We start from the raw sequence: 22,301 nt of genomic DNA on the forward strand, positions 1-22,301 counted from the left end.
GTGCCATGTACGACATCACTCGCGGCGCTCTGCGCCTGTGCGTGGCGTGTCTGGCCGTGGTCTTCTGCGCCGTCCTGCCGCCTGCGCGGGATGCTTTCTGCTCGACCAACGCCACCGCGCCCGAACGCCTGACCATCACCATCGGCGGAGATCTGCACTATCCGCCCTACGAATTCCTTGACGCGCTCGGCGAGCCGAACGGCTTCAACGTCGAGCTTTCCCGTGCCCTCGCGCGTGTGACCGGGATCAATGTCCAGATCCGCCTCGGCCTGTGGCAGAACATGCGCGAGGCCCTCGACAAGGGCGAGATCGACGTGTTGCAGGGCATTTCGCATTCCGCGGAGCGCGCCCAGAAAATCCGCTTCTCGGACCCCTACACCACGGTGGAATACTCCATCTTCGCCCGCGAGGATTCGCCCATGGCCGCGTCGCTTGCCGATATGGCGGGACGGGCCGTCCTCGTGGAGGAGGGCGGAGCCATGTTTGACATGCTGCGGCGCTTCTACCCGCGCATCAGCGTGTCCCCGGCCTACAATCATGAGAACGCCCTGCGCCGCCTCGCCGCCGGACACGGCGACTTCGCGCTGGTCTCCAAGACCGCGGGCAAGTACATGATCCAGATGAACGGCCTCAAGGGCATTCGCCCCGTGGGGACGCCCATTTCGCTTGAGCGCTACTGCTACGCCACCACCCCGGACAAGGAGCAGCTTCTGGAGCTGGTGAACAGCGGTCTCGAAATGCTCAAGGCCAACGGCACCTATGCGGAACTGTGCGAAAAGTGGCTGGTGGTGCCGGAGCCGGATAAGATTTCATGGGCCGATGTCTTTCGCTACGGCGCGCTCATCCTCGTGCCGCTGCTGCTCATTCTCGTTGGCAGTCTCGTCTGGTCGCGGATGCTCCAGCGCAAGGTGGCCGAGCGTACGCACGAGTTGCAACTGGAAATTGCCCGCCACCTCGAGGCCAAGAAGGAACTGGAGCGCAAGCAGAAGGTCATCATCCATTCCGACCGCATGGCCACCCTCGGCGTGATGGCGTCGGGCATCGCTCACGAGATCAACAATCCCAATGGGACGATGCTCATGAACCTCCCCATCATGCTCGATTCCTTTGAGGACGCACTGGAGGTGCTTGACGTCTACTACGAGGAGAACGGCGATTTCCTCATGGGCGGGCTGCCGTATTCGCGCATGCGTAACGAGATTCCCCAGATGCTGACCGACATGATGGAAGGGGCGCAGCGCATCAAGCATATCGTCCATGACCTCAAGGATTTCTCCCGCAAGGGCGAGCAGGCCGACATGGAACGCCTCGACATGAACCACGTGGTGGAAGCGTCACTGCGGCTGGTGAACAACGCCATCCGAAAGTCCACCAACGCCTTCACCCTGTCGTTGGGATCGGACCTGCCGCCGGTCTTCGGTAGCTCGCGGCGCATTCAGCAGGTCGTCGTCAATCTGATTCTCAACGCGTGTCAGGCCCTGCCGGACACGAGCCGCGCACTCACCGTGGCCACCAGCTACGACGAGGGCATCAATGCCGTCACCCTTCAGGTGATCGACGAGGGCGTCGGCATTTCGGCCAAGCATCTCGACAACATCACCGATCCCTTCTTCACCACCAAGCGCGAGTCCGGCGGTACCGGGCTCGGGCTGTCCGTGTCGGCGGGAATCGTCAAGGAGCATTTCGGCGCGCTGGACTTCGAGTCCACGCCCGGAAAGGGCACCACGGTTACGCTGTCGCTACCCGCCATGACCGATGACAGCGAGGCCGGGGCAGCTTCGGCCTCGACTGGCCCGCAGCCCGATGGAGCACGCATATGATCAAGATCGACAATACACCGTATCCATCCTTCGGAATTCTGCTCGTGGACGACGAACTCGCATGGCTTCGCAGCCTGCGCCTGACCCTCGAACGCTCCGCGGGCATCAGCAATATCAGAACCTGTGCGGATAGCCGGCAGGTCATGGACATCCTTGACGAAGGGGGCATCGGCCTCATCCTGCTGGACCTGACTATGCCCGGCCTCGGCGGTGAGGAACTGCTTACGCTGATCGGCGAGCAGCACCAGGACATTCAGGTCATCGTCATCAGCGGTCTGAACCAGTTGGAGACCGCCGTGCGCTGTATCAAGCAGGGTGCCTTCGACTACTTCGTGAAGACCGACGCGCAGGAGCACATCACCAAGGGCGTGCTGCACGCCATTCGCACCCGCGAGATGCAGAGCGTCAACGACGGCATGCGTCAGCGCATTCTGTCGGGTGAATTGGAGAACCCGGAGGCATTTGAGGACATCGCTTCCGTGTCACCGACCATGCTCGCGGTGTTCCAGTACGTGGAGGCCGTGGCCGCAAGCTCGCAGCCTGTGCTCGTCACCGGCGAGAGTGGCGTGGGCAAGGAACTCGTGGCCAAGGCCGTCCATCAGGTCAGCGGGCGCAAGGGCCCGCTGGTGTCGGTCAACGTGGCGGGGCTGGACGACACCAGCTTTTCGGACACGCTTTTCGGGCACAAGCGCGGAGCTTTCACCGGCGCGGCCACGGCGCGGGCAGGCATGATCGAGCAGGCCTACGGCGGGACGCTGTTCCTCGACGAGATCGGCGATCTGAGCCTGCAATCGCAGGTGAAGCTTCTGCGGCTGTTGCAGGAGGGCGAATATTTCCCCCTCGGCAGCGACCGGCCAAAGCTCATGCAGGCGCGTGTGGTCGTGGCCACTCATCAGGACCTTCCGGAGAAGGTGCAGCGTGGCGAGTTCCGCAAGGACCTCTTCTACCGGCTGTGCGCGCATCATGTGCATGTGCCGCCCCTGCGCGAGCGCAAGGCCGACATTCCGGTGCTGTTGGACAGGTTCCTCGAAGAGGCCGCGGCGGAGTTCGGCAAGCGCAAGCCCGCCATTCCCAAGGAACTGCCGGTGCATCTGTCCACCTACGCCTTTCCGGGGAACGTCCGCGAACTGCGGGGTATGGTCTTCGACGCCGTGAGCACGCACAAGGCCAAGGTGCTTTCCATGCAGAGCTTTCTCAAGGCCATGCGGCGCGAGCACGAACTCGTTGACGAGTCCGCCCTCGCGGGAGGCGGCGCGCGGCCTTTCGCTGGGTTGGAGCCGCTGCCGACCATCGCCGAGAGCACGGTCCTGCTCATCGAGGAGGCCATGGAGCGCGCCAAGGGCAACCAGACCCTCGCCGCGCGCATGCTTGGCATTTCCCAGCCCGCATTGAGCAAGCGGCTCAAGCAGCTCAAGTCGTAGCCGTCGGCCGCGAATCGCTACGCGAAAAGGCCCGGAAGCACATTGGTGCTTCCGGGCCTTTTCGCGTTTTCGGGCCGAGTCTCGTGATGTTTGGGCGGAGTTCGCTTTCGAATAAATCAGAGTGTTTCAAGGGGAATAGCGAAGGTTATACCATAACGTTTTGCACTTCCTGTGTGTAACACGCTGATTTTGGTGGGTTAATTCGACAACCGTCTGAAAAGCCATAATTTTGCGCATACCCCTTCGATCGCGGTCAAAAAATGGAACCGTGATCGGAAATCCTTGTGTGGCGGGCATTTGTCGGCGTGGGCACGTTTTGGCACCGAATTTGTTCTTACGGGAACAAGCGAGCGGGGAAAGCGACGAAGGCCCGTCCGCCAACGAATTTCAGCACAACAACATGAGGTTGCACACATGAAGACCCGTATCGAACACGACTTTCTCGGCGAAAAGGAAATTCCCGCAAACATCTACTACGGCGTGCAGACCCTTCGCGCCGTGGAGAACTTCAACATCACCGGCTGCTCCATCAATTCCTGCCCGGAGATGATCGAGGCGCTGGCCTACGTAAAGAAGGCCGCCGCGCAGGCCAACATGGAGCTTGGCGTCATCCCCGCCGAGGTCGCCAAGGGCATCTGCGCCGCGTGCGACGAGATCATCGCCGGCAACCTGCACGAGCAGTTCCCCGTGGATTGCATTCAGGGCGGCGCTGGCACCTCCACCAACATGAACGCCAACGAGGTCATCGCCAACCGCGCGCTGGAGCTGATGGGCCACGAGAAGGGCGAGTACCAGTACTGCCATCCCAATAACCACGTGAACTGCTCCCAGTCCACTAACGACGCCTACCCCACGGCCTTCAGGCTGGCGCTTTACAACAAGCTGACCACCCTGATGGACGCCATGGGCTACCTCCAGAAGGGCTTTGCCGCCAAGGGCGCGGAGTTCGCGGACGTGCTCAAGATGGGCCGCACCCAGCTGCAGGACGCCGTGCCCATGACCCTTGGTCAGGAGTTCGCCGCCTACGCCACCACCCTCGGCGAGGACATCATTCGCGTGCGTGAGGCCCGCCAGCTCATCACCGAGATCAACCTCGGCGCGACGGCCATCGGCACCGGCATCAATGCCCCGGCCGACTACTCCCGCATCGCCACCACCGCTCTGCGCAATATGACCGGCATCGACTTCACCACCTCCGCCAACCTTGTGGAAGCGACGTGGGATACCGGCGCGTACGTCCAGATTTCCGGCGTGCTCAAGCGCGTGGCCGTGAAGCTTTCCAAGATCTGCAACGACCTGCGTCTGTTGTCCTCCGGCCCGCGTACCGGCTTCAACGAGATCAATCTGCCCAAGATGCAGCCTGGCTCCTCCATCATGCCCGGCAAGGTCAACCCGGTCATCCCCGAGGTGGTCAATCAGGTCGCCTACGACGTCATCGGCAAGGACGTGACCGTGACCCTCGCCGCCGAGAACGGCCAGCTGGAACTGAACGTGATGGAGCCCGTCATCGCCAATGCGCTGTTCCAGGGCGTGGACATGCTGCGTCGCGCATGCCTCGTGCTGCAGGATCGCTGCGTGAGCGGTATCACCGCCAACCGTGAACACTGCCGCGCTCTGGTGGAGAACAGCATCGGCATCGTCACCGCCCTGAACCCCATCATCGGCTACGAGAAGTCCGCGAGCATCGCCAAGGAAGCGCTGGAAACCGGCGGCTCCGTCTACGAGCTCGTGCTCAAGCACAACGTGCTGAGCAAGGAGAAGCTCGACGAGATTCTCTCCCCCGAGAACATGATGCACCCCCGCTTCATCAGGAATTAGCCCTCACACGCGACAGGGGACCGGCCACAGGCCGGTCCCGCGGCGGGGCGGGCCATGTCGGGAGGCCCGCCCGCCGAGTCGGGAAGGATGAGGATTCAACCACAAGACAAGGGAGTAATGGACGTGTTCTGGATACAGCTCGCAATCGTACTGGGCGCCATCTTCATCGGCGCAAGGCTCGGCGGAGTGGGACTCGGCGTCATGGGCGGCCTGGGACTGGCCATCCTGAGCTTCTTCTTCGGCGTGCAGCCCACCGCACCGCCCATCAACGTCATGCTCATGATCGCGGCCGTGGTCACCGCCGCTGGCGCGTTGCAGGCCGCAGGCGGCCTCGACTACCTCGTGGACCTCGCGGCGCGCATCCTGCGTCGCAATCCGAACCAGATCACCTTCCTCGGCCCCATGGTGACCTACGTGTTCACGTTCTTCGCGGGCACCGGGCACGTCGCCTACTCCGTGCTACCGGTCATCGCCGAGGTGGCGCGCAGCACCAAGGTCCGGCCGGAGCGGCCCCTGTCCATCGCGGTTATCGCGTCGCAGCAGGCCATCACCGCCAGCCCCATCTCCGCCGCCACGGTGGCCCTGCTGGGCCTCACCGCCAGCGCCGGAATCCAGCTTTCGGACATCATGATGGTCTGCGTGCCGTCCACCTTCATCGCCTGCATGCTTGGCGCGTTCATCGTCAACCACATGGGCAAGGACCTGATGAAGGACCCCGAATACCTGCGCAGGCTCGGCGATCCCAAGCTGCGTGAGGCCATCGAGCGGGCCAACTCCGGCGAGAACGTCGAGACGCGCAAGGTTCCGAGCTACGCCAAGATTTCCGTGGGCCTCTTCCTGCTCGGCACCATGACCATCGTGCTCTTCGGCTCCTGCCCCGAGCTGCGTCCCGCGTGGAACGTGGGCGGCGAGATCGAGCGTATGAGCATGGCCAGCGCCATCGAGATCATCATGCTGACCGTGGCCGCGCTCATCCTGCTCATCAGCCGCGTGGACGTGAAGACCCTCACGCAGGGCAGCGTGTTCGGTGCGGGCGTGCAGGCTGTCATCGCCATCTTCGGCATTGCGTGGCTGGGCGACAGCTTCTTCAGCGGCAACATGGAGTTCCTGAGCGGCAACATTCAGGAGATGGTCACCGCCGCCCCGTGGACCTTCGCCATCGCGCTGTTCGCCCTGTCCATCCTGCTCTTTTCGCAGGCGGCCACGGTGCGCGCGCTCATGCCGCTCGGCATCGCGCTCGGCATCCCCGCCCCGGCGCTCATCGCCATGTTCCCCGCGGTGAACGGATACTTCTTCATCCCCAACTATCCCACCGTGGTCGCGGCCATCAACTTCGACAGCACGGGGACGACCCATATCGGCAAGTACGTGCTGAACCACAGCTTCATGCTGCCCGGCCTCGTGGCCACCGTCGGCTCCATCGCCATTGGCTTCATGCTTGCCGGAGTCATGTTCTAACCAGACCTGCCCTGCGGCGTCCGGCCATGCCTCCTGCCGGACGCCGCACCTCGGCTCGTCTCAACTTTCATAGGTTCCAACGAGGAAGATTGTCATGCAGACCGAACTTTCCATGCCCGCGTCGATCCGGGGCAACACCTCCGCCTACATGGACTGGGTGCAGATGCTCACCGGAGCGGCCCTCATTGTCTTCATGTGGTGCCACATGCTGCTGGTAGCCAGCGTGAACCTCGGCACCGGCGTCTTCGACGCGCTGGCGGCGTTTCTCGAATACACCTACATGGCCCAGATCGGCGGCCCGATGATCGGCGTGGTCTTCCTCGTCCACTTCGCGCTGGCCATCCGCAAGATTCCCGTCACGAGCGTGCAGCAGAAGGGCATGTGGAATCAGGCCCGCATGCTTCGCCACAAGGACACCTGGCTGTGGGTGGTGCAGGCCGTGACCGCCATGATCATCCTCGTCATGGCCGGAGTGCACCTGTGGGCCATTCTCACCAACCTGCCCATCACCACCGCCAAGAGCGCCCAGCGCATTCAGGAGGGCGGATGGTTCTGGTTCTACCTCGTGCTCCTGCCCATGGCCGAACTGCATGTGGGCATCGGCTTCTACCGCATCGGCGTGAAGTGGGGATTCGTGGGCCGTCGTGGCCGCAAGCGCTTCCAGATGCTCGAATACGCGATCACCGGCGCGTTCCTCGCCATCGGTCTCGTCACGCTGTTCACCTTCGCGACGGTCAGCCTCTAGGAGAAGAGAGAGAATGTACGACATCATCCATACAGACGTCCTGTGCATCGGTGCCGGTCTGGCCGGCGAGCGCGTGGCCATCGAGGCCGCCGAGGCCGGATTCCGCGCCATCTGCCTGAGCATCGTCCCCGCGCGTCGCTCCCACTCCGCGGCGGCGCAGGGCGGCATGCAGGCCGCCCTCGGCAACTGCGCCATGGGCGAGGGCGACTGCCCGGACGTCCATTTCGCCGACACCGTCAAGGGCTCCGACTGGGGCTGCGATCAGGAGGTCGCCCGCCTGTTCTGCGAAACCGCGCCCATCGTCATGCGCGAGCTGGCCTACTGGGGCGTGCCGTGGAACCGCATCGTCGCGGGCAAGGACGACTACTTCCAGGGTGGCAAGAAATTCTCCAAGACCGAGAAGCGCGAGAATGCGGGCCTCATCACCGCCCGCAACTTCGGCGGCACCGCCAAGTGGCGCACCTGCTATACCTCCGACGGCACCGGCCACGCCGTGCTGTTCACCATGGACAACCGCGCCATGCACAAGGGCGTGGAGGTTCATGACCGCACCGAGGCCATCGCGCTGATTCACGACGGCGAGCGCTGCAAGGGCGCCATCGTGCGCTGCCTGCGCACCGGAAAGCTGCTCGTGTACCTCGCCAAGGCCACGGTCATCGCCGCTGGCGGCTTCGGGCGCATCTACCGCGAGTCCACCAATGCGGTCATCTGCGAGGGCGGCGGCCAGTCCATCGCTCTGGACACCGGTCTGGTGCCGCTCGGCAACATGGAGGCCGTGCAGTTCCACCCCACGGGCGTCGTGCCCTCCAACATCCTCGTGACCGAGGGCTGTCGCGGCGACGGCGGAACCCTGCTGGACCGCAACATGGAACGCTTCATGCCCGCCTATGAGCCTGCCAAGGCCGAGTTGGCCTCGCGAGACGTGGTCTCGCGTCGCATGACCGAGCACATGCGCAAGGGCCTTGGCGTGCCGAGCGACTACGGCGACCACCTCTGGCTCGACATCCGGCACCTCGGCGAGCACCACATCTCCACCAAGCTCCGCGAGGTGCAGGAGATCTGCAACAATTTCCTGGGCGTTGACCCCATCACCCAGCCCATCCCCGTGCGCCCGACCCAGCACTACTCCATGGGCGGCATCCGTACCGACAAGGACGGCGCGGCCTACGGCCTGTCCGGCCTGTTCGCCGCTGGCGAGGCCGCCTGCTGGGACATGCACGGCTTCAACCGCCTCGGCGGCAACTCGCTGTCCGAGACGGTGGTCGCGGGCAAGATCGTCGGCGGCAAGGTCGTCGAGTTCCTGCGCGGCGGCAACGCGGACTATGCCTTCAGCATGGCCGAGGCCGAGGGCTTCCTCGCCACCCAGCAGGCCCGCATCGATCAGCTGGTGAAGGGCGGCGGTAGGGAGAACATCTACGAACTGCGCCGCATGATGCAGGACACCATGATGGAGGGCGTGGGCATCTTCCGTAACGAGGAGGGCCTGTCCAACGCCGTGAAGAAGCTGCAGGAGATTCACGCCCGCACTGCGAATATCGGCCTGCGCTCCGACGGCATCGGCGCCAACGACGAGCTGCGGTTGGCCCTGAACCTGCCCGGCATGGTGCGTCTGGCCCTGTGCGTGGCCTACGGCGCGCTGGAACGCCGCGAGAGCCGCGGTTCCCACGCCCGCGAGGACTACCCTGCCCGCAACGACCGCGACTGGCTGGTGCGTACCCTCGCCACATGGAAGTCCGATTCGGCGCTTCCGACCCTCGACTACGAGGCCGCGTCCCGCGTCTTCGAGATACCTCCGGGAGATCGCGGCTACGGCGGCGGCAAGATCATCAGCGCAGACGACAAGGAGACCCAGCATGCCTAGGACGCTCAAGTTCAACGTTTTCAGATACAACCCGCAGGTCGAGGGCTCCATGCCCAGCATGCGGCACTACGAGATCAACGAGACCGAAAGCATGACGGTGTTCATCGCGCTCAACAGGCTGCGCGAGGAGCAGGACCCGTCCATGAAGTTCGACTTCTGCTGCCGCGCTGGCATCTGCGGCGCGTGCGCCATGGTCATCAACGGCCGCCCCGGATTGGCCTGCCACACCAAGACCATGGACCTGCCCGAGGAAATCACGCTGTTGCCGCTGCCGTTCTTCAAGTGCATCGGCGACCTGTCCGTGGACACCGGCGTGTGGTTCCAGGACATGAACCGCAAGATCGAGTCGTGGATCCATACGGACAAGGCCTTTAACCCCGAGGCCCCCGAGGAGCGCATGGACAACGCCGACGCCGAGGCCATCTACGAGCTGGATCGCTGCATCGAATGCGGCTGCTGCGTGGCCGCTTGCGGTACCGCCCGCATGCGTGACGACTTCCTCGGCGCGGTGGCCCTCAATCGCATCGCCCGTTTCGTCATTGACCCGCGCGACGAGCGCACCGAGCAGGACTACTTCGACGTCATCGGCACCGATCAGGGCATCTTCGGATGCATGGGCCTTCTGGCCTGCGAGGACGTGTGTCCCAAGCATCTGCCGTTGCAGGACCAGCTTGGCTTCCTGCGCCGCAAGATGGGGCTGCACGCCTTCAAGAAGCTTTTCCCTGGCAAAAAGTAGCCGCCTCGGAATCCCTTGGGGGTGGGCGCGGTCCGCTACCGGAATGGCGGGCCGCGCCCCATGGAATCGAACTCCCGCCGGACGGGGCTTTCCCGCCGTAGCGGAACAACACGGGAGGATGATGTGAGACTCTGGATGAAAATACTCATCGGCATGGTTGCCGGAGTGGCCTTCGGGCTGGCCTGCCCGGATGCGGCCCCGTATGTCGAGCCGCTGGGGACCCTGTTCATCAGGGGCATCAAGCTGCTCATCGTCCCCCTCGTCTTCGCCTCGCTCGTCTCTGGCATGACGAGCATGAGCGACATGCGAAAGCTCGGGCGCATCAGCGTGCGGACCTTCGCCATCTATTTTGTGACCACCGCCTTCGCCGTGTCCATCGGCCTTGCTCTGGCGACGCTGGCCGGGCCGGGACAGGGCATGGGCCTGCACGCGCAGGCCGCACAGGCCGTGCGCGAGGCCCCCTCCGTGGTGGACACACTGCTCGACATCGTGCCGGTCAATCCGCTGCAATCCCTCGTGGAGGGCAATATTCTTCAGATCATCGCCTTCGCGGTGCTTCTGGGCCTGTCCATGAACATCGCGGGCGAGGCTGCCGCGCCGGTGCGCCGATTCTGCCATTCCCTCGCGGATATCATGTACGTGATGACGTCCATCGTCATCGCCTTCGCGCCGATTGGCGTGTTCGCGCTCATGGCCAATGTGGTGGCCCGCTACGGCATGGACGCGCTTCTGCCGCTGGCGGAAATCATCCTGCTCATGTTCGCGGGCAGCGCTTTGCACATCCTTTTCGTCTACGGCGGTGGGGTGGCCCTCGTGGCGCGCCTCAATCCCATGAATTTCTTCCGTGGCATCCTTGATGCGCAGATGGTGGGCTTCTCCACCTCCAGCAGCTCTGGCACGCTTCCCGCGAACCTGCGCTGCACCGAGCGCAACCTCGGCGTGCCCTCATCCATCGCCAGCTTCGTGCTGCCTCTCGGGGCCACCATCAACATGGACGGCACCGCCATCTATCAGGGCATCTGCACGGTGTTCATCGCCAATGCCTATGGCGTGGACCTCACGCTGGGCAACTTCGCCACCATCGTCCTCACCGCCACGCTGGCCTCCATCGGCACGGCCGGGGTGCCCGGCGCGGGGCTGATCATGCTCTCGCTCATCCTGTCGGCCATTGGCCTGCCCATGGAGGGTCTCGCCCTCATCGCGGGCATCGACAGAATCCTCGATATGGCGCGGACCACGGTCAACATCAGCGGAGACGCCATGACCGCCGTGCTGGTGGCCAGAAGCGAGAACGAGCTGGACCTCGACGTCTACGGCGCGGCGAATCCGCCCGCCAGCGAAGCGGTGGCCCACTCCGCGCAATGAATTCCGGGAGGGAAGATCAGCCCTCCAGCGGACAGGAAGCGGGGCGAAAGGGTCGCCCGTACCGGCCCGTCCCACCTCCGAGCGTCAGGCCTCGCTTCCTCCCCCCGTCCGCCCCTCCCGAATGTCAAGAATCCTCCCGTCCTGCCGGATGGGGGGATTCTTCGCATGCGCCCGGCACGAACCGTGATCCGCGTATGGCGTCTTGCGTGGCGCGGGCGTGTGGCGTAGCGTGGCGCGGATTTCACCGGAGGGATTCCCGCCCGCTTCCGGGCGCGACGGTTCCGGTGCGGAGCGAACATGACATTTCACATCCATTCGCAGTTGCTGAAGGACTGCCACGTTCTTGGGCGCTATGCCCTCTGCCACGTCCTGCTGCACCGAAACGCGGCGCTGCCGTGGTTCATCCTTGTTCCCGAGGTCGAGGAGGAGGATCTGCTGGACCTGCCCGAAGCCTCGCGCGATGCCGTGATGGCCGAGGCCGCCCGCGTATCCGCCTTCGTCAAGGAGCAGATGGACTGCGCCAAAGTCAACGTGGCTGCCATCGGCAACGTGGTGCGCCAACTGCATATCCACGTCGTCGGCCGCAATCCCGGCGATGCCTGTTGGCCCGCGCCGGTCTGGGGCAATCTGAAGGAGGAGGCGTCGTATTCTGAGGCCGAGGTGACCGCCATTGTCGAGGCGCTGCGCTCGCACCGCTTCGGCGGGATGCGTCCCGTGCCCCACGGCGTGCGCATTCGCGAGGAACGCCCCTCGGACCATGCGGCCATTCGCGAACTGCTGCTTGAGGCCTTTGCCGATCATCCCTATAGCCACCAGACCGAACATCTGATCGTTGAGGGCCTGCGCGAGGATAACGCCCTGACGCTGGGCCTCGTGGTCGAGGATGAGCTTGGCGTGGCCGGGTACGTCGCCTTTTCTCCGGTGGATGTCGCTGGGCGCGAGGGCTGGTACGGGTTGGGGCCGCTGGCTGTGTTCCGACGTTGCCGCCGCGATGGCCTCGGTTCGATGCTGGTCCGCGAGGGGCTGGACGCCCTGCGTCGGATGGGGGCGCATGGCTGCGTGCTCGTGGGCGATCCGGTCTTCTACGGGCGTTTCGGATTCCGCAGCGTGCCCGGACTGGGCATGAGCGGCGTTCCCGACGAATTCGTCCTCGCCTTGGCGTTTTCCGATGCGCCTGCCCGTGGGGAGATCGTCTTCCACCGCGCCTTCAGCCTGTAGGCGCAGCGTCGTCGGTCCGTGCCGCGAGGGCGGTGACCGGCGCGAACTCCATTTTCTTTTTCATCACCGATAGCGCACGCGAGACGCCTCGTGGCGTCGTCCCTTCGGGGGCGGCGTCGCGGGGCGTCTTGCATTGCGTCGAGGAGCGTCAGTGCGAGTTCCGCCGCGTATTCCGCAAGATCGACATCATGCCCGCATGCCGGGCAGACGAGGTGCCCGCCCGCCGCGTCCCTGCGCAGGATGCGCATGCACGGGGCGTTCGAGTTCGTCCAATCCAAACCGAGGCAATGCGGACAGGGATACCGGCTTGCGACGTAGAGTGGGCAGGTCTTTTCCGGGCGCAGGCCGTTCGGCGCGGATGCGCAGGGCTGGCCGTCGATTTCGCAGCACTGGCGCATCTCGTCGTCGTTCCAGCGGCGTCGGGCACAGCGGGTTCGCAGGAGCAGAGTGGTTTTCATGTCTTGACAGGTAGGCGGTATTTGCCTACCTGTCAAGACGAGCCTAGGCGAGGAACGATGCGAATTGCGTGTTGGGGTGGGGTGGGGGCTGTGACCAGCCCTGCCGTGAGGACTAATCCGCTTGCCGGGGATGGGCCTAACCTGCGGATGCCGTTTGAGGATTTCGCGATGTCGCCGGGGCGGGGACTTCGTTGTCCCAGAGGTGGGTGGCAATGTCCGACGTTCGATTGCCGAGAAGTCCGATAAGATAGGATGCGCCCGCATGATTCGGTTGTGTGTCGATCACTTCGGCCATGGCGAGGATGTCTTGAAGGAAATGGAGAGCGGAAGCAATGTCGAACAGCTCGGATATCGGGTCTTTGGTTTCCGGGGCGGTGTCGGTCGTATCGATCATGCATGACTCCATATGGGCAATGAAGGTGTGTTCGAGATAAACACGTTTGTAGCGGGCGTTATGCCGTGCCATTCGGTGTATCGGATAGCCCATGGTTATGCAACAGTCTAGCTATATTTGTAAAATTTGATGCACGGTTGCCAAATTTGTGTTCCGTAAGGCTTTTTCATACGCTTTAAGGTTTTCCCATGTGTATAATGTGCATGAATATACATTGAACATTATGTATGTGCTGCGCTGTTGCATCCGGTATGCGGTGCTTCGGCGAGGTGGATGCATCCGTGCGTGAATGCATGAGGTGTGTGAAGTTCACACGGAAAGACCGGGCAGCACGCTCGTGTCGGGTGAAGGGACGCAGTGGCGTCTTGCGTTGGAGAGGTGGTGAAGGGGCGCGGCCATCAGCCGCATCGCGGCGCGGTGGCCAAAGGGGAGGATGCGGCGTTTCAGGAGGAGCGCGCATCCTGCATGGCACGCCAGCACAGGGACGGGAAGTCCTGCTGTACGGCGAAGGCAAGACGGTAGGCGTCCTGCAGGCGCAGATTCTGGCCGGAGTTTCGGATTTTGCGGTAGGCTCCCACGGGGTCGCGATGTTCGGGAAACGCGGCGCGGGCGATGTCGGAGTGGCTGCGGCCCAGCGCGATGCGGGCGGACTCGACGGCCTCGAGGAATTGTTGTGTGAAGGCTAAGGCTTCTTGCATGTTGGGATAATCCCAAGATTCCGCGGGTAATGCAATAGGCGGAATGCGCCTACCGAGACGTTTTGTTACGTCTACCGTTAGGCGAAATTCGCCTGTGAATACGGAGATCGGCAGGAAGGGGGGAGAGAAATGGCGGGTGTCGATGTCGAGGCCTTGGACTTTGTTCCGGTCCCCGTGGCGGGCATGCAGCTGTGCTTTGAGATGTGTGCGACGGGGCTTGTCCGGAGGTGTGGCGGTGCGCATCGGACGGGGGCGCTTCCGTGGCTCTTGCCGCATGCCCGTTCGGATGCCGACGCGACGGTTGTGTTCCGGCTGTGCGTCGGTGGGCGGACCGAGGTGCTTGAGCTTGGGCGGGTGTTCGAGGCGTTCGGGCTGGCCCGTGTGCCGCCCCCTGGCTGGCTGGACCGGGCGCGGGCGACAGTGCGCGAACTGAACGTCCGTCACCGCGAAGAGGAGCTGGGCATGGAGCGCAGGCACCGTGTCGAGCGCGAGATCGAGGCCGAGGAGGGCGGCGAACTGCCGGAATACATGATGCAGGGGTGCCCGTGGGAACGCGGGATGGTCGGCGGAGACGCGGCAGGTGCCGATCCCGTCATCGGATTCTGAACGAGGAGGAGACGACATGATGCTATCGGAAGGGCCGACGCTTCGGCTTGAACGGCTGGAGGACGGTGTTGCCGGGACCTTCGGCGTGCTGGTGATGGACGGGCGGGTGTGCGGCGTGACGCTGGAGCCGCCGGATCGCGGAAACCGCCGCGACGTGTCGTGCATTCCCGTCGGGCGTTACGCCTGTCGTGGGCGCGTGTCCGCGCGTTTCGGCGAAACCTTCGAGGTGCTGGACGTTCCGGGGCGGTCGGACATTCTCTTCCACGCCGGGAACACGCTGGCCGACACCCACGGGTGCATCCTGCTTGGCGAGCGGATGGGCGTGGTGGGCGGGGTGCGCGGCATCATCGGGTCGCGCCGGTCCGTCGCGGCGTTTCGTCACATGCTGACGGGCGTCATTGCTTTCACGCTGGATGTGGCTGCGCTGCCGGGAAGCCTTGGGGCACACATGCTCAACAACAACGAACAGGGGAGGTCGTGATGTACTGCCCACGCTGCACCGAACGCACAAGAGTGGTCCGTAGCCGCCATCGCGGAGACGACGAGGTCGAGCGCATCCGCATCTGCGAGGCCTGCGAATACGTGTTTCGCACCCGCGAGCGCGCCGTGCGCTCCGCCGAGCCTGGAACGGCATCCGGCAGGAGGCACGGGCGCGATGGCGACGAACAGTGGTAGACAGTCTGCATCCCTGCCACAGCCTGAAATTCCGGGCTGATACAAGCCCTGTATTGCGACGCGGCGTGGGGGCCGCGTCCAGGGCGGCTTGGCGCCGCGCTCTTGCGCACTGGACGAGCCGGAGCGCGGCGCCGCATCGCGCAAGGAGGGTGTCATGGCGGACTGGAAGGATGTGGGACGATTTATCGCCGGGGCTGCACCAATTCTGGGCGGGGCGCTTGGCGGGCCCATGGGGGCTGTGGCCGGTGCCGCTGGGCAGCTTGTGGCCTCGTTTCTCGGGGTGGAGCCGGAGCCTGATGCGGTACTGGCCGCAACGGCCGATCCGCAAACGCTTTTGCGGCTTCGTGAGTTGGAGGACCGCCAGCGCGAGCGGCTGCTCGACTGGCGCACACGTCAGCTCGACGCCGAGGAGCGGCAGGAGGCCGAGCGCACCCGCCGCCATCAGGCGGACATGGCGAGCGATTCCGTCCTCGCCAAGAATGTGCGGCCGCTGTGCCTGTTGGTGTTCACGGCGGCCATCGTCGGCGGGACCTTCATGAGCGAGGTGCCCATGGAGAAGCTCGGGGCGCTGACGGATCTGGGCTACGGCATTTATGGCTATTACTTCATCGGCCGTTCGGCCTTCGACAAGGGGGCCGTGCGCATGAACTGGGGGAAGCGGTGACGACGACGGACGCCGAGGCCAGAACCATGCTGGCCCGCATTGACGAGCGCGTGCGCGCCATCGCCGAGGATGTGGCGGAGATTAAATGCACGAGGCGCTGCCATACGCATGCGGAAAAGCTCCGCAACCTCGAAAGGGTGGTCTTTGGCCTCATGGCCGCGCTGGCTGGATTGGTGGGGAGGGCTGTGTTCGAGATGCTGCACTGAACGTAACGGCCATGCTGGCGTTGTAGTGCGGACATGGGAAAGCCCGGGAGCACCGCGGATGACGCGATCAAGAACGCACTTTTGTTTAATGGGGTCGCCCCCTGCGTACTCCCCCCGTGTCGGCCATGCCGAACGGTGGGGACGTCGCGTACTGCATGTGTTCATTCTCAAGATCGTCGTGCAACGCCTGTGTCCCAGGCACTTAAAGAATTAATCATTTTTCTCCTTTTAGCAAGGGGCAATGCTCGAAAAGCGGCTGGAAACGGGAAAATCGAAGAAAATGAATGTGATGGGGGAACGCATGCTCACGACGAGACAGGAACGCTTCGCGGCGGAATACGCCGTGAGCGGCGACGAGGAGCTGGCCGCCATCAGGGCCGGATACGGGGAGCGTACGGCCCGGAGCACGGGGCGGCGGCTGTTGCGCAACGAGGCGGTGGCCGAGGCCGTCAATGTCCTGCGCGAGGATGCGGCGTCGCACGACATGGTGACCCGGCAGTGGGTCACGGCGCGGCTCAAGGAGGTTGCCGAACGCTGCATGCAGGTGGTCCCCGCAACGCCCGGAAAGGGACGCGGCGAGGAGGGCGGCGAGTTCCGCTTCGACGCCTCGAACGCCAACCGGGCGCTTAGCCTGCTTGGCAAGTACCTGCAGATGTTCTCCGACAAGACCGACGCCAAGGGCGGAACCCACGAAGAAAGTCTGGATGATCTGGAATGACCGAGCGTGAACGAAACATACGGCGGCGGCTGAAGAGCGATCTCGCGCATTACGCGGGGCGTTGCCTGTGGATCAGGACCAAGGCCGACGGTCTTGCGCCCATGGTGCTCAATCGCGCCCAGACCTATCTGCATGGCTGCCTTGAGGACCAGCGCAGGACCACGGGATGCGTGCGCGCGTTGGTCCTCAAGGGACGTCAGCAGGGGTGCTCTACCTATGTGGCCGCGCGCTTTTTTTGGAAGGTGACGCACAGGCGCGGGGCGCGGGCGCTGGTCATGGCTCACGAGATGGAGGCCTCGCGCGGGCTGTTGGATATGGCCCGCAGGTTCTATGAGCACTGCCCCGAGGCCGTGCGCCCTGTGTGCGGCAAGGACAACGCCCGGGAGATCGACTTTCCGGCGCTGGATTCCGGATACCGCGTGGCCACGGCTGGCGCGCGTGGAGCCGGACGCTCGCAGACCGTGCAGTTCCTGCATGGTTCCGAGGTCGCCTTCTGGCGCGACGCCGCCGAGCACGCCGCCGGAATGCTCCAGACCGTGCCCGACGCGCCGGGAACCGAGGTCATCCTCGAATCCACGGCCAACGGCATGGGGGACTTCTTCCACTGCGAGTGGCAGCGGGCCGAGGCCGGGGAAAGCCCGTTTCGGCCGGTGTTCATCCCGTGGTTCTGGCAGGAGGAATACCGACGCGAGCCGGGGCCGGACTTCGCGCCCACGCCCGATGAGTGCGAGTACATGCGCCTGCACGGGCTGGACGTGGCGCAGGTGGCCTGGCGCAGGAACAAGATCGCCGAACTGCGCGATCCGGAGCTGTTTCGGCGCGAGTATCCGGCCACGGCGGCCGAGGCCTTCAGCTTCACGGGCATTGATCCCTTCATCGCGCCCGAGGCGGTGATGCTGGCCCGCAAGGCCTGCGCGGAGCCGTGCGGTCCGGTGGTGTGCGGCGTCGATCCCGCGAGGTTCGGTGCGGACGCCACGGGCGTCATGTTCCGGCAGGGACGCAGGGCCTTCGGCGCGCGGCGACTCGTGCGGCGCGACACCATGCAGGTGGCCGGGGAGTGCGTGCGCATCCTCGAAGGCGGCGAGCCGTACGTGGTCAGAATGTTCGTCGATGCCGGGGGGCTTGGGGCGGGCGTTGTGGATCGCCTGCGCGAAATGGGCTTCGGCCAGCGGATCACGGCCGTGAATTTCGGGAGCGCGGCGAGCCGCCCGGACCGCTACGCCAACCGCAGGGCCGAGATGTGGGCGCTGATGCGCGACTGGCTGCTGGAGCCGACACAGGCCGACATTCCAGACGACGACGCCCTGCACGCGGACCTCGTCGCCCCGTCGTATTCCTACGACAGTTCGGGGCGGCTCATCCTCGAATCCAAAGACGATATGCGCGGGCGCGGGCTACGCAGCCCCGACCTCGCGGACGCGCTGGCGCTGACCTTCGCGTTGCCGGTGCGTGGGCTGCATGCACGGCAGGAGTTCGCGGAGGGCGGGGGCATGCGCAGGGGCGACGGATTCGGCCCTCGCTCGCGCTGAAAGCCGCCCGCCCGCACATAACGACAAGGAGGAAATCATGAGCGGAGTGTTGTTTTCCAAGCCGTCCTCGCCGGATCTGCCTGCACCGGCTCCCATGTCCGATGCCGCCGGAGAGGAGGCCAGACGGCGCATGGAGGAGGCCCGCCGCAGGGAGGCCGAACGTCGGCGTCGCGCGCAGGGTGTGAATATCAGAACCAGTCCTCTCGGCGATTCAAGCAGGGTCGCCGTGCGCAGGACCACGCTGGGATAGGTGACACATGCAGCATCAGGCGGATTTTCCGGTTGGGGACGACACGGCCGTCGCCCGTGAGGTCGTCAGGCGCTTTGGGGACGTGCGTCGCGTGCGCCAGCCTTTCGAGGCCATGTGGGACGACGTGGCGCTGTATATGGGGCAGGGGGACGTGGGCTTCGCCGAAGCCCGCTCGGGCGACGTGCGGCGGCCCGACGTCCTCGACGCCACGGCGCGGCGCGCGGCGGACATCTTCGCCGCGGGCATGCTGTCCGGGGCGTGTTCACCCTCGCAGCGCTGGTTCGCCCTCGCCCTTGACGATGCGGACCTCGCGGACCGCCCGGCGGTGCGCGCGTGGCTTCAGGACGTGGAGGACATCTTCTACGCCGTGCTGGCCGAGGGCGGATTCTACCGCGAGCAGGCGCTGGCCTATCACCAGTCCGGACTGTTCGGCTGGCAGTGCCTGTACGTGGACGAATCGCCCACGGGCGGGGTGCGCTTTCGGGCGCTGCCGCTCTCGGAGGTGTTCATCGCCGAGAACGCGCAGGGCGAGGTGGATACGGTCTTCCGACGTTTTCGGATGCGGGCGACGGACGCCGCGCGGCGCTGGGGCGCGGACGCACTGTCCGAGGCCATGCGCCGGGCGCTGGCCGATACGAAACGGCAGAACGAGGAATTCACGCTGCTGCATGCCGTGTTTCCGAGGCCGCAGGGGAGCGCCCGCATGCCCGGAAACTGCCTGCCCTTTGCCTCGTACTATGTGGAGCTGGGCGACGCGCATCTCGTCTCCGAGGGTGGATACGACGAACTCCCGTACGTGGTGGCGCGTTTTCGCAGACTCCCCGGCACGCCGTACTCGGCCAGCCCCGGCACGGAGGCGCTGGCCGACGTGAAGATGCTCAACGAGATGAAGCGGCTCATCCTTGAGGCCGGGCAACTGGCGGTGGCCCCGCCCTATCTCGTGCCGGACGACGGCTTCGTGGGGCGTTTTTCCTTCGAGCCTCGGGCCATGAACTACTACCGCCGCGCCGAGGGTAACAGCCTTGCGGACTTCGGCCCGCTGTCCGTGGGCGGCGACCCGCGCTTCTCGTGGGAACTCATGCAGTCCACGCGGCAGGACATCAACGCCGCGTTCTTTGTGGACCTGTTCATGACCATCCGCAGCCGCGTTCGCGAGGGCGCTGCCCCCACCGCGCTGGAGGTGGCGGAATTGGCCAGTGAACGGATGTTCCTCTTGGGGCCGCTTCTGGTCAATCAGCAGCAGGAGAACTTCGCGCGGCTCTTCGACAGGCTGCATCGCCTGCTCCTGCGACGGGGCGAACTGCCGCCCGCACCGGCGGAACTCGACGGCATGCGGCTTCGGGCCGAGTACGTGAGTCCGCTCATGCTCGCCCAGAAGGAGGCGCGGTCCCAGTCTGTGCTCCAGACCTACCGCGATGCCGGAGCCATGGCGGCCCTCGCTCCGTCCGTGCTCGACAACTTCGATCACGACGAGAACCTGCGGCGGATCATGGAGAGCCGGGGATTTCCCCAACGTGGCATGCGCTCGCGCGCGGCGGTGCGCCGCCTGCGGGAGGAGCGCGCGCAGGCCGAGGCGCAGGCGACGCAGGATGAGCGCGGCAGGGAGCTACTGGACGCCGCTGCGGTCTATCCGGCCCTGTCGCGGGCCGCGGAACCGGGCAGCCCGGCGAGAATCATCATGGAGACGCTAGGAGGCTAGCCCATGGCGCGTTCGAACATGACCGAGAGGGAATTGCATGCCCACATCCGCACGGCGCTTTCCACGCCATCGGGCCGGGTGCTGCGCGATTTCCTGCGCACGCACTGCTTCATGACCCCGGCGCGCGGACCCGGCGAGTGGCGCAGCGCGGAGCAGGTGGCCTTCCGCTACGGGCGGATGACCCTGTTCCAACTGGTGGAGTATTTCGACGATCCCGAGAATTTTCCAACGCAAGGAGTTGATGGACCATGAATATGGAAGCCTCCCCCGCCCCCGGCGACGGACACGGCATCGAGACACCTTCCCATTGGATCGAGGACGCCATTCCCGAGGACGCCGTCTGCGAGATCGGCGGCGAGCGCATCGCCCTGCGCGATCATCCCGGCCTGCGCGAGTTCAGGTCCCCCGCCGACATGGCGCGGTCCCTGCTGCATGCGCGCGCTTTGGTGGGGCGCAAGACCATCGGCCTGATCCCGCTCTCCGAGGACGCCACCGACGAGGATCGTCTGGGCTTCGATGCGGAGTTGCGCCGGGTGGTCGGCGTGCCCGACACGCCAGACGGCTACGAGTTGACCATGCCCGAGGGCACGGAACCCGACCCCGAATTCGTGGGGTGGTTCCGTGGCGCGGCGCACGAGCTGGGGCTTTCCCCGGCACAGGCGCAGGGGCTGGCCGACCGCTACAACGCGCTGGTCGGCGGGCATCTCGACGCCGAAGCACGGCGTGAGGACGAGCGCCGCGCCAAGGGGCGCGAGCGGTTGACCGCGCTGTGGGGCGCACGCGCCGAGGAGAACGCGGCCATCGCGCGGCGGGGCTTCGAGCGCAGCGCGCAGGCCGCCGGGCTCGACGCCGAGGCGACCTGCGCGTTCCTCGACCGTCACGGCGACGAGGTGGAGGTGCTGCGCATCTTCCACAAGGTGGGAATGGCATTTCGTGAGGACAGCCTTGCGGGTGGGGACGGCGGTCCCCGTTCCGCTCGCGACGGCATGTCCACCGAACGGTTCTTCGCCGAAGAGGTCTTCGGCGGCAAAGGAGCTTGAGCATGAGCATCACTGGCACACTGAGGGAGATTTCGGCGGCTTACGCGAAGAAGCAGCCGCAGCAGGTGGATTGGCTGACGGGCGAGACCCCGGTCCTCGACGTGATTCCCTTCGAGGAGGCGTCCCACGCGCTGTGGAACGTCTACGAGGAGATTTCCGAGGTCTCGGGCGGCGGTTTCGTGGACATGGACGCCCCGCTGGACGCCATCGACGTGGATTCCCGCTTGCGCAAGGTGGACCTCTCGATCATGGGCGCGCGGATGTTCTGCCCGGAGGACAAGGCACGCGCCTTTGGCGGGCGCGACAAGTACTTCGCGAAGAAGACCCCCAAGGCACTGCGCAAGCTGGGTGCCGACGCCGAGAAGGCCATCCTGTACCGCAACCTGCGCCAGTACGCCCTCGACGGCGACGCGGTCATCGACGCGGGCGGCCATGACGACGGCTGCTGGTCCATTCTCGCGGTGCGCTTCGTGCCCGGCGAGACCATCGGCCTGTACAGCCCCGGCGGCTTCACGCAGGGCGGGCTGCTCAACGTCAGCGCCATCAACGGCGGCGGTCTCTACGAGAACGAGCAGGGTGTGCTGGGCTACGGCATCCGCTTCAAGGGCTACTTCGGCATGCAGATCGCCAATCCCCACACCGTTGCAGCGCTGGTCAACGTGACGCCGGACGCGCATCCCACCCCGGTGATGGTGGATAACCTGCTCGACATGGTCCGCGCGCAGAAGGACACCTACCTCTTCTGCCACCGCAAGGTGCTGTCCATCCTCGCCGAGTCGGGCAAGGGCGCGGCCTTCCAGATGGCCCCCGGCGACCGTAACGTCGACCGCCGCATCGCCGAGTGGAACGGCGTGCCCATCGTCACTAGCTACAACTTCCTCGACGCCACGGAGAAGAGCGTGGCCGTCAAACGCTAGGAGGA

The 22,301-nt window shown here is 65.1% G+C and carries 23 protein-coding genes; 21 read left to right on the plus strand and 2 right to left on the minus strand.

Annotated features, from left to right (window positions below; translation table 11 throughout):
- The first annotated feature begins 5 nt into the window (after window positions 1–5).
- From GGQ74_RS10840 to GGQ74_RS16185, 9 genes are all read left to right on the plus strand, one after another.
- Window positions 6–1,820 (plus strand): transporter substrate-binding domain-containing protein, encoded by a 1,815-nt coding sequence (locus GGQ74_RS10840; RefSeq protein ID WP_167941566.1) that lies wholly within the window; start codon window positions 6–8, stop codon window positions 1,818–1,820.
- Window positions 1,817–3,241: a sigma-54-dependent transcriptional regulator gene (locus GGQ74_RS10845; protein WP_167941567.1), complete on the plus strand. Its 1,425-nt coding sequence runs from the start codon at window positions 1,817–1,819 to the stop codon at window positions 3,239–3,241. Before GGQ74_RS10840 ends, GGQ74_RS10845 begins: the two co-directional genes overlap by 4 nt.
- Before the next feature lie 414 nt (window positions 3,242–3,655).
- On the plus strand, window positions 3,656–5,059 hold the full coding sequence (gene aspA, locus GGQ74_RS10850) for an aspartate ammonia-lyase (RefSeq protein WP_167941568.1): 1,404 nt from the start codon (window positions 3,656–3,658) through the stop codon (window positions 5,057–5,059).
- A 123-nt stretch (window positions 5,060–5,182) separates the two neighbouring features.
- On the plus strand, window positions 5,183–6,517 hold the full coding sequence (locus GGQ74_RS10855) for an anaerobic C4-dicarboxylate transporter family protein (RefSeq protein ID WP_167941569.1): 1,335 nt from the start codon (window positions 5,183–5,185) through the stop codon (window positions 6,515–6,517).
- A 94-nt stretch (window positions 6,518–6,611) separates the two neighbouring features.
- The gene (locus GGQ74_RS10860) at window positions 6,612–7,262 is read left to right on the plus strand and encodes a succinate dehydrogenase/fumarate reductase transmembrane subunit (RefSeq protein ID WP_167941570.1); all 651 of its coding nucleotides are present in this window, start codon (window positions 6,612–6,614) and stop codon (window positions 7,260–7,262) included.
- 13 nt (window positions 7,263–7,275) lie between these two features.
- A complete protein-coding gene (locus GGQ74_RS10865; RefSeq protein ID WP_167941571.1) occupies window positions 7,276–9,123 on the plus strand; it encodes a fumarate reductase flavoprotein subunit in 1,848 nt (615 codons plus the stop codon).
- Window positions 9,116–9,859 (plus strand): fumarate reductase iron-sulfur subunit, encoded by a 744-nt coding sequence (locus tag GGQ74_RS10870; protein ID WP_167941572.1) that lies wholly within the window; start codon window positions 9,116–9,118, stop codon window positions 9,857–9,859. The genes GGQ74_RS10865 and GGQ74_RS10870 overlap by 8 nt, the downstream gene beginning before the upstream one ends.
- A gap of 123 nt (window positions 9,860–9,982) precedes the next feature.
- Complete coding sequence (locus GGQ74_RS10875; protein WP_342448614.1) at window positions 9,983–11,224, plus strand: dicarboxylate/amino acid:cation symporter; 1,242 nt, start codon at window positions 9,983–9,985, stop codon at window positions 11,222–11,224.
- 297 nt (window positions 11,225–11,521) lie between these two features.
- Entirely contained in the window at window positions 11,522–12,442 is a 921-nt protein-coding gene (locus tag GGQ74_RS16185; RefSeq protein ID WP_209280156.1) for a GNAT family N-acetyltransferase, read from the plus strand.
- A 594-nt stretch (window positions 12,443–13,036) separates the two neighbouring features.
- Here the strand turns inward: GGQ74_RS16185 and GGQ74_RS10890 are convergent.
- The gene (locus GGQ74_RS10890) at window positions 13,037–13,294 is read right to left on the minus strand and encodes a hypothetical protein (RefSeq protein WP_167941574.1); all 258 of its coding nucleotides are present in this window, start codon (window positions 13,292–13,294) and stop codon (window positions 13,037–13,039) included.
- A gap of 443 nt (window positions 13,295–13,737) precedes the next feature.
- A complete protein-coding gene (locus tag GGQ74_RS10895) occupies window positions 13,738–13,992 on the minus strand; it encodes a hypothetical protein (protein WP_167941575.1) in 255 nt (84 codons plus the stop codon).
- 129 nt (window positions 13,993–14,121) lie between these two features.
- Between GGQ74_RS10895 and GGQ74_RS10900 the strand changes: the two genes are divergently transcribed.
- From GGQ74_RS10900 to GGQ74_RS10955, 12 genes are all read left to right on the plus strand, one after another.
- Window positions 14,122–14,598 (plus strand): hypothetical protein, encoded by a 477-nt coding sequence (locus GGQ74_RS10900; RefSeq protein WP_167941576.1) that lies wholly within the window; start codon window positions 14,122–14,124, stop codon window positions 14,596–14,598.
- Window positions 14,599–14,614: 16 nt separating this feature from the next.
- Window positions 14,615–15,079, plus strand: coding sequence for a DUF5675 family protein (locus tag GGQ74_RS10905; RefSeq protein WP_209280157.1), 465 nt, complete (start codon window positions 14,615–14,617; stop codon window positions 15,077–15,079).
- Window positions 15,076–15,273 (plus strand): hypothetical protein, encoded by a 198-nt coding sequence (locus GGQ74_RS10910; protein ID WP_167941577.1) that lies wholly within the window; start codon window positions 15,076–15,078, stop codon window positions 15,271–15,273. The genes GGQ74_RS10905 and GGQ74_RS10910 overlap by 4 nt, the downstream gene beginning before the upstream one ends.
- 154 nt (window positions 15,274–15,427) lie before the next feature.
- Window positions 15,428–15,937, plus strand: a complete 510-nt coding sequence (locus GGQ74_RS16190) for a hypothetical protein (RefSeq protein WP_209280158.1) — start codon at window positions 15,428–15,430, stop codon at window positions 15,935–15,937.
- Window positions 15,934–16,143, plus strand: coding sequence for a hypothetical protein (locus tag GGQ74_RS10920; RefSeq protein ID WP_342448615.1), 210 nt, complete (start codon window positions 15,934–15,936; stop codon window positions 16,141–16,143). The genes GGQ74_RS16190 and GGQ74_RS10920 overlap by 4 nt, the downstream gene beginning before the upstream one ends.
- Window positions 16,144–16,444: 301 nt before the next feature.
- Entirely contained in the window at window positions 16,445–16,861 is a 417-nt protein-coding gene (locus GGQ74_RS10925) for a terminase small subunit (RefSeq protein WP_167941578.1), read from the plus strand.
- Window positions 16,858–18,390, plus strand: coding sequence for a terminase large subunit (locus tag GGQ74_RS10930; protein ID WP_209280159.1), 1,533 nt, complete (start codon window positions 16,858–16,860; stop codon window positions 18,388–18,390). The genes GGQ74_RS10925 and GGQ74_RS10930 overlap by 4 nt, the downstream gene beginning before the upstream one ends.
- A 37-nt stretch (window positions 18,391–18,427) precedes the next feature.
- Window positions 18,428–18,640 carry a hypothetical protein gene (locus tag GGQ74_RS10935; protein WP_167941579.1) on the plus strand — a complete coding sequence of 71 codons (213 nt, stop codon included), beginning with the start codon at window positions 18,428–18,430 and terminating at the stop codon, window positions 18,638–18,640.
- A 7-nt stretch (window positions 18,641–18,647) separates the two neighbouring features.
- A complete protein-coding gene (locus GGQ74_RS10940; protein WP_167941580.1) occupies window positions 18,648–20,339 on the plus strand; it encodes a portal protein in 1,692 nt (563 codons plus the stop codon).
- Between the two features lie 3 nt (window positions 20,340–20,342).
- Window positions 20,343–20,591: a hypothetical protein gene (locus GGQ74_RS10945; protein ID WP_167941581.1), complete on the plus strand. Its 249-nt coding sequence runs from the start codon at window positions 20,343–20,345 to the stop codon at window positions 20,589–20,591.
- On the plus strand, window positions 20,588–21,379 hold the full coding sequence (locus tag GGQ74_RS10950) for a hypothetical protein (RefSeq protein ID WP_167941582.1): 792 nt from the start codon (window positions 20,588–20,590) through the stop codon (window positions 21,377–21,379). Before GGQ74_RS10945 ends, GGQ74_RS10950 begins: the two co-directional genes overlap by 4 nt.
- A 2-nt stretch (window positions 21,380–21,381) precedes the next feature.
- Window positions 21,382–22,296, plus strand: coding sequence for a major capsid protein (locus tag GGQ74_RS10955; protein WP_209280160.1), 915 nt, complete (start codon window positions 21,382–21,384; stop codon window positions 22,294–22,296).
- The last annotated feature ends 5 nt before the right edge of the window (window positions 22,297–22,301 follow it).

The sequence above is a fragment of the Desulfobaculum xiamenense genome (assembly GCF_011927665.1).
Classification (GTDB): Bacteria; Desulfobacterota; Desulfovibrionia; order Desulfovibrionales; family Desulfovibrionaceae; genus Desulfobaculum; species Desulfobaculum xiamenense.